The 19,043-nt window shown below is 68.4% G+C and carries 16 protein-coding genes; 8 read left to right on the top strand and 8 right to left on the bottom strand.

Going from position 1 to position 19,043, the window contains the following annotated elements; translation table 11 throughout:
* Position 1: 1 nt before the first annotated feature.
* Both ATL42_RS03300 and ATL42_RS03295 read right to left on the bottom strand, forming a co-directional pair.
* Positions 2 to 1,627, bottom strand: coding sequence for an ABC transporter permease subunit (locus ATL42_RS03300; RefSeq protein WP_098454134.1), 1,626 nt, complete (start codon positions 1,625 to 1,627; stop codon positions 2 to 4).
* 147 nt (positions 1,628 to 1,774) lie between these two features.
* Positions 1,775 to 2,989: a sugar ABC transporter substrate-binding protein gene (locus tag ATL42_RS03295; protein WP_098454133.1), complete on the bottom strand. Its 1,215-nt coding sequence runs from the start codon at positions 2,987 to 2,989 to the stop codon at positions 1,775 to 1,777.
* 295 nt (positions 2,990 to 3,284) lie between these two features.
* On the opposite strand from ATL42_RS03295, the gene ATL42_RS03290 reads away from it, so the two are divergent.
* From ATL42_RS03290 to ATL42_RS03280, 3 genes are all read left to right on the top strand, one after another.
* The gene (locus ATL42_RS03290; protein WP_245862064.1) at positions 3,285 to 4,364 is read left to right on the top strand and encodes a LacI family DNA-binding transcriptional regulator; all 1,080 of its coding nucleotides are present in this window, start codon (positions 3,285 to 3,287) and stop codon (positions 4,362 to 4,364) included.
* Positions 4,365 to 4,427: 63 nt separating this feature from the next.
* The gene (locus ATL42_RS03285) at positions 4,428 to 6,227 is read left to right on the top strand and encodes a glycoside hydrolase family 13 protein (protein WP_098454131.1); all 1,800 of its coding nucleotides are present in this window, start codon (positions 4,428 to 4,430) and stop codon (positions 6,225 to 6,227) included.
* Between the two features lie 64 nt (positions 6,228 to 6,291).
* Positions 6,292 to 6,972, top strand: coding sequence for an MOSC domain-containing protein (locus tag ATL42_RS03280; protein ID WP_098454130.1), 681 nt, complete (start codon positions 6,292 to 6,294; stop codon positions 6,970 to 6,972).
* Between the two features lie 40 nt (positions 6,973 to 7,012).
* Here ATL42_RS03280 and dusB read toward each other — a convergent pair whose 3' ends face one another.
* Both dusB and ATL42_RS03270 read right to left on the bottom strand, forming a co-directional pair.
* Complete coding sequence (gene dusB, locus ATL42_RS03275) at positions 7,013 to 8,212, bottom strand: tRNA dihydrouridine synthase DusB (protein WP_098454129.1); 1,200 nt, start codon at positions 8,210 to 8,212, stop codon at positions 7,013 to 7,015.
* 78 nt (positions 8,213 to 8,290) lie between these two features.
* Positions 8,291 to 9,679, bottom strand: a complete 1,389-nt coding sequence (locus ATL42_RS03270; protein ID WP_098456290.1) for a glycine--tRNA ligase — start codon at positions 9,677 to 9,679, stop codon at positions 8,291 to 8,293.
* Between the two features lie 143 nt (positions 9,680 to 9,822).
* Between ATL42_RS03270 and ATL42_RS03265 the strand changes: the two genes are divergently transcribed.
* Genes ATL42_RS03265 through ATL42_RS03245 form a run of 5 tightly spaced genes read left to right on the top strand, consistent with a single transcriptional unit; the run spans position 9,823 to position 13,367 of the window.
* A complete protein-coding gene (locus ATL42_RS03265) occupies positions 9,823 to 10,725 on the top strand; it encodes a metal ABC transporter substrate-binding protein (protein WP_098456289.1) in 903 nt (300 codons plus the stop codon).
* Positions 10,722 to 11,522 carry a metal ABC transporter ATP-binding protein gene (locus ATL42_RS03260; protein WP_098454128.1) on the top strand — a complete coding sequence of 267 codons (801 nt, stop codon included), beginning with the start codon at positions 10,722 to 10,724 and terminating at the stop codon, positions 11,520 to 11,522. Before ATL42_RS03265 ends, ATL42_RS03260 begins: the two co-directional genes overlap by 4 nt.
* Positions 11,519 to 12,454 carry a metal ABC transporter permease gene (locus ATL42_RS03255; RefSeq protein WP_098454127.1) on the top strand — a complete coding sequence of 312 codons (936 nt, stop codon included), beginning with the start codon at positions 11,519 to 11,521 and terminating at the stop codon, positions 12,452 to 12,454. Before ATL42_RS03260 ends, ATL42_RS03255 begins: the two co-directional genes overlap by 4 nt.
* On the top strand, positions 12,451 to 12,834 hold the full coding sequence (locus ATL42_RS03250) for a Fur family transcriptional regulator (RefSeq protein ID WP_098454126.1): 384 nt from the start codon (positions 12,451 to 12,453) through the stop codon (positions 12,832 to 12,834). The genes ATL42_RS03255 and ATL42_RS03250 overlap by 4 nt, the downstream gene beginning before the upstream one ends.
* A 5-nt stretch (positions 12,835 to 12,839) precedes the next feature.
* The gene (locus ATL42_RS03245) at positions 12,840 to 13,367 is read left to right on the top strand and encodes an SNARE-associated domain-containing protein (protein WP_098454125.1); all 528 of its coding nucleotides are present in this window, start codon (positions 12,840 to 12,842) and stop codon (positions 13,365 to 13,367) included.
* Here ATL42_RS03245 and ATL42_RS03240 read toward each other — a convergent pair.
* From ATL42_RS03240 to ATL42_RS03225, 4 genes are all read right to left on the bottom strand, one after another.
* Positions 13,364 to 14,194 (bottom strand): isoprenyl transferase, encoded by an 831-nt coding sequence (locus ATL42_RS03240; protein WP_098454124.1) that lies wholly within the window; start codon positions 14,192 to 14,194, stop codon positions 13,364 to 13,366. The genes ATL42_RS03245 and ATL42_RS03240 overlap by 4 nt on opposite strands.
* Positions 14,178 to 14,954 carry a DNA repair protein RecO gene (gene recO / locus ATL42_RS03235; protein ID WP_098456288.1) on the bottom strand — a complete coding sequence of 259 codons (777 nt, stop codon included), beginning with the start codon at positions 14,952 to 14,954 and terminating at the stop codon, positions 14,178 to 14,180. The genes ATL42_RS03240 and recO overlap by 17 nt, the downstream gene beginning before the upstream one ends.
* Before the next feature lie 100 nt (positions 14,955 to 15,054).
* The gene (leuA, locus tag ATL42_RS03230) at positions 15,055 to 16,806 is read right to left on the bottom strand and encodes a 2-isopropylmalate synthase (protein ID WP_098454123.1); all 1,752 of its coding nucleotides are present in this window, start codon (positions 16,804 to 16,806) and stop codon (positions 15,055 to 15,057) included.
* Between the two features lie 269 nt (positions 16,807 to 17,075).
* Positions 17,076 to 18,911, bottom strand: coding sequence for a variant leucine-rich repeat-containing protein (locus ATL42_RS03225; RefSeq protein WP_143556686.1), 1,836 nt, complete (start codon positions 18,909 to 18,911; stop codon positions 17,076 to 17,078).
* Between the last annotated feature and the right edge of the window lie 132 nt (positions 18,912 to 19,043).

Raw genomic sequence — 19,043 nt, 5'->3', positions numbered from 1 at the left:
GTCAGTTGATCTCCTCGAGCGAGCGTGTCCTGCGGAAGCTGATCACCGAGACGGTGGCCACGATGAGGAAGATGACGATGGACAGCGCGCTGGCCAGCCCGTAGTTCTTCGCGGCACCGCCGTCGAGGCCGGAGATCGCATAGACCATCGTGATGAGGATGTCGGTGTGCCCCACGGGCACCGAGGCGTCACCGAAGCGCGGACCACCCGAGGTGAGCATCTCGATGATGTTGAAGTTGTTGAAGTTGAACGCGAAGGACGAGATGAGCAGCGGTGCGACCGCGATGAGCAGCAGCGGCATCGTCATCGAGCGCCAGATGCGCAGGGCGCCCGCTCCGTCGATCTTCGCGGCCTCGACCACGTCGCCGGGGATGGACTGCAGCGCCCCGGTGCAGATGAGGAACATGTACGGGAACCCGACCCAGAGCTGGACACCGAGCACGGCGAGCTTGGCGAGCCACGGGTCTCCCAGCCAGTTGATGTCCGCTCCGCCGAGCAGCACCGTGTTGATGAACCCGTAGTTGGTGTTGAGCATGCCTTTCCACAGCAAGAAGCTCATGAACGCCGGGAAGGCGTACGGAAGGATGAGCAGCGCGCGCATCGTCCGTCGTCCTCGGAGCCGCTCGTCGTTGAGGGCGACCGCGAAGAAGAGGCCGACGAAGAACGTGCTGACGACCGACACGATCGAGAAGACGAAGGTCCACACGAGGACCTTGAAGAACGGCTCAGAGTAGCGAGAGTCCCCGAACGCGGTCCTGAAGTTGTCGAAGCCGACGAGCACACGCCAGCCGACGTTGAGAGTCTCGCCGCTCGACGACTCGAACTCGCCCTGGTCGTTCGGCGTGTAGACCGTTCCGGTCACCGTGCTCGTCATCTGGTCGAGATCCTCGTCGTACACGAGGACGGACGAGTAGACGTAGCCGCTGCTCGCGTCCTGTGTACGGATCGATCCTGATCCCGCGTCCTTCGAGACCGCTACCCGGAGCGCAGCCACGGCGCTCTGACGGTTGACGACGTCGTTGATGCCGAGGACGTCGTACCCGGGGATCGACGTGATGCGCCCGGCGGTGACGACCGCGTCGTCGGCGACCTCGAGCGGGGTGTCCTCCGTGCCGACGAGGACCTCGCCGTCATCGATGATCGCGAGGCCGAGCGTGCCGTCAGACTCGACGACCGCGAGCGGGTAGGCCTCAGAGTCCTCGACGCGCTTCTCGTTCTGGATGAGGAGCGCCTCGATCGCCTGCTCCTTGGTGGAGTTGTGGCCGTCGCCATAGTTGGTGAAGGCGATGTATCCCGTGTATCCGACCGAGAACACCTGGTAGATCAGGAGGAACGCGAGCCCGGGCAGCAGGTACTTCATCGGCAGCGCACGCTTGCTGAAGTAGACGACGTTGGTCAGGACGAGCAGCGCCACCATGATCCAGGCGACGGCGCTGCTGCCCTGCGCCCAGGCGACCATGACCACGTACACGCCGAGCGCGTCCACGAGCGCGACGAGCGCGAGCTTGACGAAGAACCCCGGCGAGTAGTCACGGGCGTGCGAGAGACGCGCGACGCGATCGGCCGTGCGAGGCTTCTGCTCGCTGACCGGTGCATCTGGCACCGTCGGGGGGCGGTCGGGACTCATTCTGTTCCTCCGGGCAGCACGGACCGTGCTGGATCGTCGTGGGTGTGCAGCGTGGCCGGTGCAGGGCCTGTGCGGGGCCGGTGTCCCCCTGGCGTGACGTGCGCAGCGAGCCACCGCACGCCGCGCCCGGGGGACGCGAGACGTAGATCAGCTGGCGTCGATGGCACCCTGGATGTCGGTCGACATCTTTTCCCAGCCCGCGACCGGCTCCGTGGCGCCGGAGATGATGCCTGCCTCCGTCACACCCCAGAACGACCAGACAGAACCCATCTCCGGGATCGACGGCATCGGCACGGCGTCCGCGCTCGCAGCCCTGAAGCCTGCGGCGATCGGGTCGGACGAGACCTCGTCAGCAGCCGCGGACAGAGCAGGCGTGCGGTCGCCGGCCTCGTAGAGCGCGACCTGGGCTTCCTTGGTCGCCATGTAGTTGGTGAGGAAGTCCGCAGCGAGCAGCTGGTTCTTGCTCTGCGCACTGACGTAGAAGCCTGCGACACCGGTGAACGGCTGAGCAGGCTCGCCGCCTGCGCTGGGGATCGGGTCGATGGCGAGGTCGAGGTCCTGGAAAGAGTCGAGCATCCACGGACCGCCGAGGATGTACGGGGACTGCCCGTCTGCGAAGGCCTGCACAGCGATGTCGTACGTCATCGAGACATCGAGGACTTTCGCTGCCCCCTGGTCTGCCAGCCACTGCGCGAAGTCGTTGCCGGCGTCGCCACCGAGAGCGAGCTCGGACGTGTAGGAGCCGTCGTCGTTCTGGGCGAAGACCGGGGCACCGAACGACGTCTGGAACGGGTAGAGCGTGTATCCGTCGCCGGTCTCGCCGACCTGGGCGAGGAACGGGTACTGGGTGCCGGCGGCGCGCCCCATGGCGATCATCTCGTCGAAGGTCGCGGGCGTGGAGTCTGCGAGCGCCGTGTTGCGGATGATCGCGATGTTCTCGATGGCGTACGGGAGCGCGTAGACCGAGCCGTCGAAGGTGAAGGCGTCGACGGCGACGGGCTCGAAGCCTGCTGCCGCGTCACCGAGCTCGATCGGGGCGACCACACCGTTCGTCGTGAGCTCGCCGAGCCAGTCGTGGGCTCCGACCGTGATGTCGGGGCCTTCGCCGGTGGGGACCTGGGCGAGGAAGTCGGGGCGGATGTCGTCGTAGTTCTTCTGGACGAGCTTGACGGTGTTTCCGGTCGCTTCTTCGTACTGGGCTGCTGCGGCCTCGACGGGCGCGGCGCGGGTCTCGTCGACCCAGATCGTGAGGGTGCCGCCACCGGCGGCCGTGTCGTCTGAGCTGGCGTCGGTGTCCGACGAGCAGGAGGTGAGGGCTAGGGCCAGGCCGAGGACCGCAGCCACGGGGATGCTTCGTCGCATCGTCTTTCTCCAAAGGTGTGTCTTGTGAACCGGCCACGGCGGGTTCGCACCGACGTTGGCCCTGATGTTCTGGACGCTAGCCGCTCACCCGCTACGCCTGCAAGTTCTTGCAGTAACTTTCATGCAACGATTGGCGGACGTGCGCAAGAAGTGACAGTTTTCTCAAGAATTTCCCGAGTTCCCGCGGCCCTGAGGTATCCTGTCTCACCGGCGGCCCGTTGCAAGCCGTTGCAACGATCGCTCGCCCATCGCTCAGCACCTCACAGGGTCCTGACTCATGACAAGGAGGTCTGGTGTGACGCTGAACGCTCCCCAGACACCAGGTTCCAAGACCCGGCTCACCGACCTCGCCAAGCAGGCCGGAGTGAGCACAGCGACCGTCTCCCGCGTCCTCAACGGCAAGGTCGGCGTCGCCTCCGAGACGCGCCAGGCAGTGCTCGCGGCGCTCGACGTCCTCGGCTACGAACGTCCCGAGAAGCTGCGCAACCGGTCCGCCGGTCTCGTCGGGCTCATCGTCCCCGAGCTGACGAACCCCGTCTTCCCGGCGTTCGCGCAGACCATCGAGAGCATGCTCTCCCAGCGCGGCTACACCCCGCTCCTGTGCACCCAGTCCCCCGGCGGGACCACGGAGGACGAGTACATCGAGATGCTCCTCGACCACTCCATCGACGGCATCCTCTTCATCTCCGGCCTCCACGCCGACACTCAGGCCAGCCGCGTGCGCTATGAGCAGCTGCGCAACCGCGGGGTCCCGCTCGTCTTCATCAACGGGTACGCACCCGAGATCGACGCACCCTTCATCTCGGCCGACGACATGGCCGCGATGGAGCTGTCCGTCAGGCACCTCGTCTCCCTCGGCCACCGCCGGATCGGCCTCGCGACCGGCCCCGACCGGTTCATCACCGCACGCCGCAAGCTCGAGGGCTTCAGCGACGCGCTCTCCCGTCACCTCGGGATCGAGGACTCCAGCCCGCACGTCGCGACGTCCCTCTTCACCGTCGAAGGCGGCCAGGCCGCCGGCGGAGACCTCATCGACTCCGGCCACACCGCGATCGTCTGCGGGTCAGACCTCATGGCTCTCGGCGTGGTCCGCGCCGCGCACCAGCGACGGATGAACGTCCCCCACGACCTCTCTGTCGTCGGGTACGACGACTCACCGCTCATCGCCTTCACCGACCCTCCGCTGACGACCGTGCGCCAACCGGTCTCAGCGATGAGCCATGCCGCGATCAGCGCCCTGCTCTCCGTCATCAACGGCACCTCAGCACCGCGCAGCGAGCTCCTCTTCCACCCCGAGCTCATCGTCCGCAACTCGACCGGAGCCTCTCCCGACATGCGCGCCCACGCCGAGCAGCGCGCCAGCCTCTCGTCCTGACCGCCCGCCCTGCCCCGCCCACAGCCCACGTACCCGCACACCACTGACAAGGACACCGTCGCCGTGACTCGTATCGATTCGACCACCACCGACAAGGCAACCTTCACGTTGACCTCCACGGGGGCCACGCTCCTCCACGCCGCCAGCGACGCCGCACGCGAATGGTGGCGCAGCGCCGTCATCTACCAGGTCTACCCGCGGTCCTTCGCCGACAGCACCGGCAACGGCATCGGAGACATCCCCGGCATCACCTCACGCCTCGAGCACCTCACGACCCTCGGTGTCGACGCGATCTGGCTCTCGCCGTTCTACCGCTCGCCGCAAGCCGATGCCGGCTACGACGTCGCCGACTACCGGGACGTCGACCCGATCTTCGGCACCCTCTCCGACTTCGAGACCCTTCTCGAGCGCGCCCACGACGTCGGCCTCCGCGTCATCGTCGACCTCGTGCCGAACCACACCTCAGACGACCACGACTGGTTCAAGGCTGCCCTCGCTGCAGGCCCGGACAGCCCGGAGCGTGCCCGGTACCTGTTCCGCGAGGGACAGGGCGAGAACGGCGACCTCCCCCCGAACAACTGGAAGTCGATCTTCGGCGGCCCGGCCTGGACGCGCGTGAACGAGCGCGCTGCCGCCGCCACCGACGGCGTCACCGACAGTCAGTGGTACCTGCACATGTTCGACACCACGCAGCCCGACCTCGACTGGGAGCACCCCGAGGTCCGCGCCGAGTTCGAGGACGTCCTGCGCTTCTGGCTCGACCGCGGGGTCGACGGCTTCCGCATCGACGTCGCCCACGGCATGGTCAAAACACCTGGTCTGCCCGACTGGGACGGCGAGGTCTCCATGGTCGAGGGCACCACCGACGAGGCGCACCAGCCCGCCGAAGACGGCTCCACCGGGGCGGGAAACAGCGGACCGATGTTCGACCAAGAGGGCGTCCACGAGATCTACCGCGCCTGGCACACCGTCCTCGCCGGCTACGACGGCGACCGCGCCCTCGTCGCCGAGGCGTGGGTCGAGCCGCTGAGCCGTCTCGCCCGCTACGTCCGCAGCGACGAGATGCACCAGGCCTTCAACTTCTCGTTCCTCACGACAGCGTGGGACGCCGCCGCGCTGCGCTCCGTCGTCGCTGCGTCGCTGCGGGCGTCCGACGAGGTCGGCGCCCCCACCACGTGGGTGCTGTCGAACCACGACGTCGTCCGCCACGCCTCCCGCATGGGTCTGAGCGGCGGCGCCGTCCGTCCGAACGGGATCGGCAAGACCGACCCTCAGCCCGACGCCGCGCTCGGCCTGCGCCGTGCCCGTGCCGCGACGCTGCAGATGCTCGGGCTCCCGGGCTCCGCCTACGTCTACCAGGGCGAGGAGCTCGGCCTCCCCGAGCACACCGACCTGGACGACGACCTGCGCCAAGACCCGGCCTGGTGGCGCTCGGGCTACACCGAGGCCGGCCGCGACGGCTGCCGTGTCCCCCTGCCCTGGGAAGCGGACGCGCCCGGGTACGGCTTCGGCCCCACCGGGGCCACATGGCTCCCCCAGCCCGAGACCTACCGCGCGAGCGCCGCCGACGTCCAGCGCTCCACCGACGGCTCGACGTTCGCCATGTACCGCGACGCCCTCGCCCTGCGCAAGGAGCACGACCTCGGCCTCGGTTCGCTCGCCTGGGTCGACGAGGTGGCTGCCTCGCCGAACGTCCTCGCGTTCGTCAACCGTGACGTCCTCGTCCTCACGAGCTTCGCCGCGGAGCCGTTCGCGCTCCCGGCCGGGTCGCAGGTGCTCATCTCGAGCGGCCCGCTCGTCGCAGACGGCGCGAGCGGCGCTGTCCAGGTCCCGCAGGACACCACGGTCTGGGTCCAGCTCTGAGCAGCGTCCTGCGCGATCGCTGACCGGGGCCCAGCGCTGGGGTCGGGGTTGGCATGATTGCTCCATGCCACCAGAGACGGTCACCGCCCCCTCAGCACAGGTCCTCGCGGTCTGCCGCGTGCACGCACTCCGCGAGGACGAGGGGCCGGTCGGCGTCACGGCCATCGACAAGCGCCCGGTCGACGGGCCCGTGACTGTCGGCCCGCTCGGGCTGCGCGGTGACGTGCAGGCCGATCGTCGGTTCCACGGTGGCGAGGACAAGGCGTTGTACGCCTACGCCGACGAGGAGGCTGCGCTCTGGTCGGCCGAGCTCGGCAAGGACATCCCGCCCGGACTCTTCGGGGAGAACCTCCGCACCCTCGGTCTGGGGACCACCACCGCGGTCGTCGGCGAGCGGTGGCGGATCGGCGCAGCCGTCGAGGTCGAGGTGACGAGCCCGCGCATCCCGTGCTCGACCTTCGCGCGGCGCATCGACGAAGAACGATGGGTCAAGCGTTTCAGCGACACAGGGCGTGTGGGGACGTACCTTCGCGTGATCCGTCCGGGGCCGATCGAAGCCGGCCACGCGATCACGGTCGTCCACCGTCCGGCCCACGGCGTGACCGTCGGGCGGTGGTTCAGCGAACGCTCGCCAGCCGACGCACGCCTCCTGCACGACGCGCACGCCGGCGGTCTGATCCGCCTGTGCGAGAGCATGCTGGACGCAGTCCAGACCATGCTGGCCCGGACCGACGCAGAAGGATGAACGACCTGCGCCACCCGAGACGGTCGGCCCGTCGGCGCGCTCACCCGCCGGAGACGCTCAGCTCGGCTTCGAGAAGCTTGGCGCGGTGCTCGTCGCTCAGCTCACGAGAGTCGAGCCATCCGTAAGGAACGTGCGGTTGCTTCGGTGTCCCTTGGCGTCCGCGCTGGCCCTCGGCGTCCTTGCCCGGGTAGGGCTGGTCGAGGTCGAGGGCATCGAGGCGCTCGCGCAGCTCGGCGAGCGAGGAGACGAGCGCGAGCCCCCGGCGGGCGTCCCCACCGACGGCGTAGCCCTTGAGATACCACGCCATGTGCTTGCGCAGGTCGCGGGTTCCTTTGTCCTCGTCCTCGAAGAAGTCCGCCATGAGCTCACCGTGCCGGTAGATGGTCTCGGCGACGATCCGCAGCCCGGGCTTGATCCGCTCGTCAGAGCCGTTGAAAGCGGCCGCGAGGTCAGCGAAGATCCATGGCCGCCCCTGGCACCCGCGCCCGACGACGACCCCGTCGCACCCGGTCTGACGCACCATCTCCAGCGCATCCTCAGCAGACCAGATGTCCCCGTTGCCGAGCACCGGGATGCTCGTGACGGTCTCTTTGAGCTGGCGGATCGCCGACCAGTCAGCCGTCCCTGAGTAGTAGTCGGCAGCGGTGCGGGCATGCAGCGCGACCGCCGCGACGCCGGCCTGCTCAGCGATGAGACCTGCCTCGAGGTACGTGAGGTGGTCCGCGTCGATACCCTTGCGCATCTTCACGGTCACCGGCACGCCGTGGGGCGCAGCGGCCTCGACGGCGGCGTGGACGATGCGGGTGAAGAGCTCGCGCTTCCACGGCAGGACGGCCCCGCCGCCCTTCTTCGTCACCTTGGGGACCGGGCACCCGAAGTTGAGGTCGATATGGTCGGCCCGGCCTTCGCCGGCGATGATCCGCACTGCGGCGGCGACGGTCGCCGGGTCGACCCCGTAGACCTGGGCCGAGCGCGGCGACTCCCCCTCGTCGAAGGTGACGATCCGGAGCGCCTCGACGTTGCGCTCGACGATCGCTCGTGAGGTGACCATCTCGGCGACGTAGAGCCCACCGGGCCCGTGCTCGCGGCAGAGCCGACGAAAGGCGGTGTTCGTCACGCCGGCCATCGGAGCGAGGATCACCGGGGTCTGCACGGTGTACGGACCGATCTGCAACGGGGGCAATACCTGTCCGGGGTGTCGCGTCGGGGCGGCTTGATCTGTGGTCGCTGCAGAAGTCACTGCCTCATTCTCCCACCACGGGCCGGCCTCCTCGTCGAGGAGGCCGGCCCGTGGTGGGACGTCGGCGGGGTGCTGCTGTCAGCAGCCGACGAGACGCGCCCCGAGATAGGCCGTGACCTGGTCGAGCGCGACGCGCTCCTGCGACATGTCGTCACGGTGACGGATCGTCACGGCCTGGTCCTCGAGCGTGTCGAAGTCGACCGTGATGCAGAACGGCGTCCCGATCTCGTCCTGTCGGCGGTAGCGACGTCCGATCGCACCGGCGTCGTCGAAGTCGACGTTCCAGCTCTTGCGGAGCTCGGCCGCGAGGTCACGAGCCTTCGGCGAGAGCTTCTCGTTGCGCGAGAGCGGGAGCACCGCGGCCTTGATCGGCGCGAGACGCGGGTCGAGCCGCAGGACGGTACGGACGTCGACGCCACCCTTCGCGTTGGGGGCCTCGTCCTCGGTGTAAGCCTCGACGAGGAACGCCATGAGCGAGCGCGTCAGCCCGGCGGCAGGCTCGATGACGTAGGGCACCCACCGCTCGTTCTCGCCCTGGTCGAAGTACGAGAGGTCCTTGCCAGAGCTCTCCGAGTGCGTCTTGAGGTCGAAGTCGGTGCGGTTTGCGATCCCCTCGAGCTCGCCCCACTCGCTGCCGGTGAAGCCGAAGCGGTACTCGATGTCGACGGTGCGCTTCGAGTAGTGCGACAGCTTCTCTTGCGGGTGCTCGAAGAGGCGCAGGTTGTCCGCCGAGATCCCGAGGTCGGTGTACCAGGCCGTGCGCGCGTCGATCCAGTACTGGTGCCATTCTTCGTCGGTGCCAGGCTTGACGAAGAACTCCATCTCCATCTGCTCGAACTCGCGCGTGCGGAAGATGAAGTTGCCGGGCGTGATCTCGTTGCGGAAGGACTTCCCGATCTGTCCGATGCCGAACGGCGGCTTCTTGCGGCTCGCTCCGAGGACGTTGGCGAAGTTCACGAAGATGCCCTGGGCCGTCTCGGGGCGCAGGTAGTGCAGGCCGGACTCGTCCTCGACCGGGCCGAGGTGGGTCTTGAGCATCATGTTGAAGTCGCGCGGCTCGGTCCACTGCCCGCGGGTCCCGCAGTTGGGGCACGCGATGTCGGCAAGACCGTTCTCCGGGACGCGGCCCTTCTTCTCCTCGAACTCTTCGAGCATCTGGTCCTCGCGGAACCGCTTGTGGCAGGACAGGCACTCGGTGAGCGGGTCGGTGAAGACGCCCACGTGACCGGAGGCGATCCACACCTGGCGCGGGAGGATGACCGCTGAGTCGAGGCCGACGACGTCGTCGCGGCTCTGAACCATCGTGCGCCACCACTGGCGCTTGATGTTCTCCTTGAGCTCGACGCCGAGAGGCCCGTAGTCCCACGCGGACCGCGAACCTCCGTAGATCTCTCCGGACTGGAACACGAAGCCGCGACGCTTCGCGAGGGAGACGGCGGAATCGAGACGAGAGGGCGCTGTGGCCACAGTGATCACTCCAGATGCTCAGTGCCCGCACGTGGCTCGTGGGGCAGGCGAACGGCGCAAGCGGCGCCAGCGTCCTAGGTTACAAGGCTGCACGTCGACCGGTCAGTTTGACACGAGACCCAGCAAAACTGAGAATGATGCTCATGTTCGTTAGCATTCCTGCTCGACGTGGCTCTGCCCTCGCCGTCGCCACCCTCGTCCTCGGCACCGCCCTCACCGGGTGCGCAGACGCCACGAGCACCGACGACACGACCCAGGTCCTCGCGTCCTTCTACCCCCTCCAGTACGTCGCCGAGCAGATCGGGGGCGACCTCGTGACCGTCTCCTCGCTCACCCCGACAGGCGCCGAGCCCCACGACCTCGAGCTGTCCCCCGCCCACGCTCGCTCCGTCGGCGACGCAGGCCTCGTCGTCTACCTCTCCGGCTTCCAGCCAGCCGTCGACGACGCGATCGAGGCCCGTCAGCCCGAGCACGTCGTCGACGCCGCCGCGTCCGCCGACCTCGAGCAGCACGGCGAGGACACCGACGCCGGCCTCGACCCGCACTTCTGGCTCGACCCCCTACGTCTGGCGGCCGTCGCGGTCGACGTCGAAGCCGAGCTCGCCGCCGTCGACCCGGCGAACGCCGACGCCTACGCCGAACGAGCAGACGCCCTCGTCGCGTCGCTGACCGACCTCGACGCACAGCTGACGACCGGTCTCGCCGAGTGCACCGACCGCGTGATCGTCACGTCCCACGAAGCCTTCGGCTACTTCGCCGAGCGGTACGGCTTCGACCTCGTGGGCATCGCCGGGATCGACCCCGACACCGAGCCCTCGCCCGCCCGCCTGCGCGAGGTCTCCACCATCATCGAGGACAACGGGGTGAGCACGATCTACCTCGAACGGCTCCTCAGCTCGAAGGTCACCGACACGCTCGCCGCCGACGTCGGGGTGGCGACCGCTGTCCTCGACCCGCTCGAGAGCCTCAGCGACGCCGGCTCGGACTACCGTTCTGTCATGCTCACCAACCTCGCGACGCTGCGCACCGGACAAGGATGCGCATGACGACGACCGTGCAGAGCCCCACCGGTGAGACCGTCGTCGAAGCCGTCGGCATCCACGTCACGCTCGGGACCAGCCACATCCTGCGCGGCATCGATCTCTCCGTCCACGACGGAGAGATCGTCGCCCTCCTCGGGGCGAACGGGTCGGGCAAGTCGACGCTCGTCCGCACCCTCGTCGGGATCCTGCCGAGCACCGAAGGAACCGTCACCCTCTACGGCAAGCCGCTGGGCCGCCAGGTGCCCTGGAAGAACATCGGCTACGTGCCCCAGCGCGTGAGCGCGGGCACCGGGGTCCCCTCGACAGCCGCCGAGGTCGTCGCGTCAGGGCTGCTCTACGGCCTGAAGATCCGCACCCCGCGCAACGCATCGGCCCGCACCCTGGACGCCCTCGACCAGGTCGGGCTCGCAGACCTCGCCGACCGGTCCGTCAACGAGCTCTCCGGCGGTCAGCAGCAACGCGTCCTCATCGCTCGCGCCCTCGTGCGCGAGCCGCGGCTCCTCCTCCTCGACGAGCCCGTCGCCGGGGTAGACCAGCCCAGCCAAGAGAACTTCGCCGAGACGCTCTCGAACCTCGCAGCCCACGGCACGACCGTCCTCGTGGTGCTCCACGAGCTCGGAGCCCTCGCGCCGCTCATCACGAGGACCGTCGTCCTGCGCCACGGACGCAAGGTCCACGACGGGGCTCCCCTGCCTCCCGCGCCCGAGCACGCCGCCGCCGGTCACCAGCACCTCCACCCCGCCTCGAGCACCGCCCAGACCCCGGTGTCCCTCATCCAGGACGCAGGTTTCGGATCATGAACAACGTCGCCAGCGAGATCATCGCGATGCTCACCGACCCGCTCATGCAGCGCTCCCTCATGGCCGCGCTCGTCGTCGGGCTCACAGCACCGGTGATCGGCACCTATCTGGTCCAGCGCCGGCTCTCGCTCCTCGGAGACGGCATCGGCCACGTCGCGCTCACCGGGGTCGCCCTGGGATGGCTCGCCGGCTCCGCCATGGGACTCGTCGAGAACGATGCCCTTGCCGTCCCCGGTGCGATCATCGCCGCCACCATCGGCGCGGTGACCATCGAGATCGTCCGTGAGAAGGGACGCACCAGCGGCGACGTGGCGCTCGCGCTCCTGTTCTACGGCGGCATCGCCGGCGGTGTGCTGCTCATCGGTCTCGCCGGCGGGACGAACGCCAACCTCATGGGCTACCTCTTCGGATCGATCTCGACGGTGACGCGCAGCGACCTCGTCCTGACGGTCGCGCTCGGCGTCGTCATCCTCGTGGTCGGGGTCGGCCTGCGAGCCGCCCTCTTCGCCGTCTCGCACGACGAAGAGTTCGCCCGCGCCTCCGGTCTGCCGGTACGCGTCCTCAACATCGCGATCGCCGTGGTCGCGGCGCTCACGGTGACCGTCTCGATGCGCGTCGTCGGCCTCCTGCTCGTCAGCGCGCTGATGATCGTCCCGGTCGCGATCGCGCAGCTCGTCACCACGTCGTTCCGGCGTACCATGGCCGTCGCCGTAGCGACCGGCGTGTCCGTGTGCCTCGTCGGCCTGTCCATCACCTACTGGCTGCCGCAGTCCCCGGGCGCGACGATCGTCATCCTCTCTCTCGCCTGCTATCTCGTCGTCGCTGCGGTCCGCCCGCTCGTCGTCCGGCGGCGTGAAGACTCGCGCGACCCGCACCCGGACATGCTGGACGACGTCGCGCTCTCCGAAGGAGCCACCCAGTGCAGCGAATGACGAAGCAGCGCACAGCGATCACCGACCTCCTCCAGTCCGTCCCTGACTTCCGCAGCGCACAACAGCTCCACGAGCTCTTGCGGTCCCGCGGCGAGAGCACCGGCCTCGCGACCGTCTACCGGACGCTCCAGAATCTCGCAGACGCCGGCGAGGTCGACATCCTCCAGACCATCGACGGCGAGAACCTCTACCGTCGCTGTGCGCGCACCGAGCACCACCACCACCTCGTGTGCCGGGCGTGCGGCGCCACGGTAGAGATCGACGGCCCCACCGTCGAGACGTGGGCGGCCTTCGTCGGGGCCCAGCACGGCTTCAGCGACATCGAGCACACGATCGAGCTCTTCGGCACGTGCACCGACTGCATGGCTACGCAGCAGTAGCGCACGTGCCCGACCTGGACGGTGCCCCCTTCGTCGCGATCTTCACCTTCTTCTTCTGCATCGCGGCCGTACGGACCCAAGCCACCTACTGGCTGGCACGCCTCGTCGCCGCACGAGCCGTCGCACCGCCGGAGCACCCGCACCGGCTGCTCGCCCGCGCCCGCGCATGGGCCCAGGGCCCCTCTGCCGCGCGCGGGATCGCGGCGATCAACCGGTGGGGCGTCCTCGCGGTCCCGCTGAGCTTCTTCACGATCGGCTTCAAGACGATCGTCAACGGCGCCGCCGGGCTCACCTCGATGCCGTTCCGCCGCTACCTGCCTGCCATGCTCCTCGGCTGCACGATCCACGCGACCATCTACGCGACGGTCGGCTGGGCCGCGTGGGAGGCCGCGCTGGCGGCCGCAGCCGGGTCCCCGTGGGGGATCGCGGTGCTCACGGCGCTGCTCCTCGGCTCCGGGGCCCTCGTCGTACGCTCCCGTCGGCGCGCCGCCCGAGCCCGCAGCGCCGAGGGCCCCGCGCCGTACGCGCCCTAGCGGGCGTCGCTGCTCTCAGCGCTCTCGACCGCGCCGCCGTAGCGACGGTCCCTGCTCGCATACTCCTCGACCGCCCGCCACAGGCTGCGCCGGTCGACCTCCGGCCAAGGTTCCGGAAGAAAGACGAGCTCGGCGTAGGCCGACTGCCACAGCATGAAGTTCGACGTACGCTGCTCGCCCGACGACCGGATGAACAGGTCCACGTCCGGGAGATCCGGCTCGTCGAGGAAGCGCGCCACGGTCTTCTCGTCGACCTTCTCCGGGTTGAGCCGGCCCGCAGCGACCTCGCGGGCGATCGACTTCGCCGCGTCCGCGATCTCGGCACGTCCTCCGTAGTTGACGCACATCGTCAACGTGCACGTGTCGTTGGCTGCCGTCATCTCCTCTGCAGCCTCGAGCTCCTTGATCACCGATCGCCACAGCTTGGGACGACGCCCGGACCACCGGATCCGCACCCCCCACGCATCCATCGACTCGCGCTGACGCCGGATCACCTCGCGGTTGAACTTCATGAGGAAGCGCACCTCTTCCGGTGAGCGCTTCCAGTTCTCCGTCGAGAAGGCGTAGGCCGAGACGTGCTTGACACCGATCTCGATCGCGCCCGCGAGGACGTCGAGCAGCGCGGCCTCCCCCGCCCGGTGGCCCTCGGTGCGCGGCAGACCGCGCGCGTTCGCCCACCGCCCGTTGCCGTCCATGACGATGGCGACGTGCTTGGGGACGAACTCGAGCGGGATCGCCGGGACGACCGCTCCAGACGGGTGCGGAGGCGGCGGGACCGGCGGGCCCTGACGCGTCCGTGAATACAGCTCCTTATGATCGCGAGCCATCAGCGACGTTCCTCTCGTCCACGGTTCGGGGTGCCCTGTCGACCATGCGCAACGAGCGCAAGGTCCTCTCCAGGTGGTACTGGCTGTAGGCCGCCACGAGGCCGTTGGCCTCGCGTCGGCACCGCTCGTCCGACGCGTCTGCGACAGACCACTCGCCGCTGAGCAGCGCAGCGAGGAGCGTGATCGTCTCGGGCGCCGGGGCCGTCGCGCCGGGAGGCCGGCACCGGGCACACACCGTCCCGCCCTGCGCCACCGAGAAGGCCCGGTGCGGCCCAGGCTCGCCGCATCTCGCGCACGACGTGAACGTCGGAGACCACCCGGCGACCGCAAGAGCACGCAAGAGATAGGAGTCGAGCACGAGACCCGGTGCGTGCGCCCCCTCGGCGAGCGCACGCACCGCGCCCGCGAGCAGCCAGAACTGCTGGACGCTCGGTTCCTTCTCGGCCTCGACGAGACGGTCTGCCGTCTCGAGCATCGCTGCGCCTGCGGTGTAGAACCCGTAGTCCTCGCAGATCGACCGTGCGTACGCACCGATCGTCTCCACCTGCGTGACGATGTCGAGGCTCCGGCCCTCATGGAGCTGGATCTCGACGAACATGAACGGTTCCAGGCGCGCACCGAAACGGGAGGACGTCCGGCGCACACCTTTGGCCACCGCGCGGACCTTGCCGTGCTCGCGCGTGAGGAGAGTGATGATCCGGTCCGCCTCCCCCAGCTTCTGGGCACGGAGCACGACGGCTTCGTCTCGGTAGAGGACCACGACACCATTGTCCGCCATCCGGCAGGCACGCACAGAACAGGCTCGAGCCGACGTCCTCCGGCACGAGCCTGCTCTCTTCACATCCTGGGGACCTGCACGGTCAGTCGGTAGAACGTCCCTGGCGGTTGACTGCGGAGATGATCGCCTTGAGCGACGCCGTGATGATCGACGGGTCGATACCGACTCCCCACAGCACCTCCTCGCCGACTGCACACTCGACGTAGGCGGCAGCGCTCGCGTCCCCGCCCTCAGAGAGCGCGTGCTCGGCGTAGTCGAGGACGCTCACCTCGACGCCGACCTGTGCGACCGCATCGACGAAGGCAGCGATCGGACCGTTGCCGACACCCTCGAGCGTGACCGGAACACCACCGTCGACGAGGTCGACAGAGAGCGTGTCCGACCCACCCTCGACGCTCGACGCACGGGTGCCGTGCAGGGACAGACGCCCCCACGGCTCGAGAGCTCCGTCGACCGTCGCCGGGAGGTACTCGTCCGCGAAGATCTGCCAGATGTCCTCGCCCGTGACCTCGCGCCCGTCCGCGTCTGTGACGCTCTGGACCACGCGCGAGAACTCGATCTGGAGCCGGCGCGGGAGATCGAGGTGGCGCTCGGTCTTGAGCAGGTAAGAGATGCCGCCCTTGCCGGACTGCGAGTTGACCCGGATCACCGCTTCGTAGCTCCGGCCGACGTCACGCGGGTCGATCGGCAGGTACGGGACGCCCCAGACGAGCTCGTCGACGCTGGTCCCAGCGGCAGCCGCACGCGCGTCCATCGCGTCGAGCCCCTTCTTGATCGCGTCCTGGTGCGACCCTGAGAAGGCGGTGAAGACGAGGTCTCCGGCATACGGGTGGCGCTCGTGGACCGAGAGCTGGTTGCAGTGCTCGACCGTGCGGCGTACGTGATCGATGTCAGAGAAGTCGATCTGCGGATCGACCCCCTGGCTGAACATGTTCATGCCGAGGGTCACCAGGTCGACGTTGCCTGTGCGCTCGCCGTTGCCGAACAGGCAGCCCTCGATACGGTCCGCGCCAGCCTGGTACCCCAGCTCCGCGGCCGCGACAGCGGTCCCCCGGTCGTTGTGCGGGTGCAGCGAGATGATGACGTTCTCCCGGTGCGCCAGGTGACGGTCCATCCACTCGATCGAGTCGGCGTAGATGTTCGGCGTCGCCATCTCGACGGTCGCAGGCAGGTTGATGATGACCTTGCGCTCGGGCGTGGGCTCGAGCACCTCGAGGACCTCGTTGCACACCCTGACCGCGAACTCGAGGTCGGTGCCCGTGTAGGACTCAGGCGAGTACTCGTAGAAGACGGCCGTCTCAGGGACGGTCTCCTCGAACTTGCGGCAGAGCTTCGCACCTTCCAGGGCGAGGTCGACGACCCCGTCCTCGTCGGTGCGGAAGACGACCTCGCGCTGAAGTGTCGAGGTCGAGTTGTACAGGTGGACGATCGCCTGCTTGGCGCCGCGGATCGAGTCGTACGTACGCGCGATGAGGTGCTCACGAGCCTGCGTGAGGACCTGGATGATCACGTCGTCCGGGATGAGGTCCTTCTCGATGAGCATGCGGACGAAGTCGAAGTCCGTCTGCGAGGCGGACGGGAAACCCACCTCGATCTCCTTGTATCCCATGGAGACGAGCAGCTCGAACATCCTCAGCTTGCGCTCGGGGTTCATCGGCTCGATGAGCGCCTGGTTACCGTCACGAAGGTCGACTGCACACCAGCGCGGCGCGACGGTGATGACCTTGTCGGGCCACGTGCGGTCAGGCAGGTTGACGGCGAACTGCTCGCCGTAGGGCTGATACTTGCGCGTCGGCATCGTCGACGGCTGCTGCGGGGCGCTGTGCGCGTTCATGAGGCTGGTCCTTCGGCTGTGCGGGTCGGGTGGGCGGTCCTTCTGAGCTGCCGGCACACCAACCACCGCGACGAGAGACCGGCCTACGAGGCCTCGTCGCGGCACAGAAGGAGCAGGCTGACCTGCGGGACGCTTTGCACCCAAAACACTGTACTCCCCTGCGGCCCGCGCGCTGGGTGAAAGTCCACAGGGCGGAGCCGAGCGGGGCCTGACACCTGTGCCAGGCCCCGCTCGACTCCGCCCTCCTCCTGCTCGACGGTCTCGTCGCGCTAGAAGATCTCGTCGCCGATCACGCCGAGGTTCTCCGCCCACCACTGCTCGTCGAGCAGCTTGCCCTCGTCGTAGAGCCGGAGCACGTTGGAGGTGAGGATCCCTGCGGAGTCCCCGACCGTACCGAGCCCGCTGATGTACCAGCTGCCGTCCTCCTCGACCGCGACGAGCGAGAGGTCGCCGATCCCGAGCTCGACGAGCGCCGGGACGTCCTCGAGGCAGCCCTTGATCTGCTGGCCGTCAGCGTCCGCGCTGAAGCACTGCGCATCCAGCTCGATCGAGCCAGACTCTCCCTCGATCTCCCCGGAGACGGTCATCGAGTCGAGGACGAGCCACGCGACATCGTCGTCCTCCTCGCGGAGAGAGAAAGACGCCTCGACGTCGAGCTGCTCGAGCGCCGCCTGCATCTCCTCGAGGTCCCCGCTCTCGAGCGAATCGGTCGAGGCGTAGAGCGCCGCAGCGCGACGATCGGCCAGCGGGAGCGCCTTGAGGTACTCGTCGATCTCGCCTGTCGCGGCGTACTCCTTGAGGCCGTCGACGAACCCTGCTGCGGCGTCCTCGGGCGAGTCGAAGGTTCCGGCGAGGTCGCTGGACGGCATCGAGCCACGATCTGTGCCCGCAGAGACAGCCGTGTACTCCAGCGCGGTGAGATAGGGGCTCACATACCAGTCACCGTCTTCCTCGACGACCATGAGGAACGGGGCGATCGGCTCTGCCGAGGATGGATCTGGGAGGCCGAGGTCACCGGCTCCCAGTCCATCGAGCGCCTCCAGGGAGAGCCCGCTGGGATCGAACGCCAGGTCGTCGGTCATCACCGTGACCGGGAGCTCCTCTACGGCGATCGCGACCTGGTCGCGGATCTCGTCGTCGGACGGCACGCTGGTCCCGGCCGAGAGCTCGTCCCAGAACGAGGACTCCTTCGCGAGGTCGACCGTGTCGACGACCGCATCGCCGAGCTTGTCCGCGTCGGCGTCGACCGTCAGGCTCCCGTCGGTGATCGTCACCTTCGCGAGGCCGTCCTCGATCTCCTCGACCTCGACCTCGAGACCGTCCATCTCGAGATCCATCGCACCGAGGTAGGCATCGACGAGCTCCTGCGCTCCGTCGTCGTCGACGTCGTCCATGTGCTTCGAGAACAGGTCATACGCGGTGGCGATCTGCGACACCTCGGCTGGCGACATGACGCCGTACACGGACACGAGGTCCTTGTCCGCGATGCCACCGACCAGCTGGGTGACCGCTGCTTCTGGGCTCGACGCGCCACCGACCTTGGAGAACCAGAGGGCGTTCGCCGCGAAGGCCCCGCTGCCGATCAGCAGCGCACCAGCCACACCAGCACCGATCCACAGCCCACGACGAGACTTCTTCGTCTGCACCGGCGCTGCACCCCAGACGCCTGCCGCTGCACCCTGTCCGTAGGCCTGCTGACCGTATGTCTGCTGCCCGTAGGTCTGCTGGCCGTAAGCCTGTCCGTAGCCCTGCTGGCCGTAGCCCTGCCCCGTCGCCTGCTGGCCGTAGGTCGGGATCGCAGGCTGCTGACCGTCACCCTGATCCGCTGGGGCCTGGCCATATCCCGGCGCTGCGGGCTGCTGCGGAGCGACCCCGTACGCTGCCGCACCTGCGTTCCCAGGAGCCAGCACGGGACGCTGCGCGATCGCGGCGTCCACCGCGAGATCACCGAACGATGCGAGCCACGTGAGCAGGTCCGGGTACGCGGTCGGGTTCGACGCGACGGCCGCACGGAGATCAGGTCGGTGCGTCGCGATGTCTGCGAGCAGCGCTGCAGGGGTTGCCGGGTCGGCCGCTTGCGCAGCGGTGAACTGGGTTGGTTCCATCATCATCAGCCTCACGTCGTGGTGTCACAGGCGACCATAGTGGCCCATCGTAGGAGGCCCAATGGGGACCTCTATCCGCAGAGTTGCAGGCCGCGGAGGCCATTCGTCCGTTCTCGTACGGATTGGGCGGTG

Source organism: Sanguibacter antarcticus (assembly GCF_002564005.1).
GTDB classification, from domain to species: Bacteria; Actinomycetota; Actinomycetes; order Actinomycetales; family Cellulomonadaceae; genus Sanguibacter; species Sanguibacter antarcticus.
This window is presented reverse-complemented; position numbering and strand designations above follow the sequence as displayed.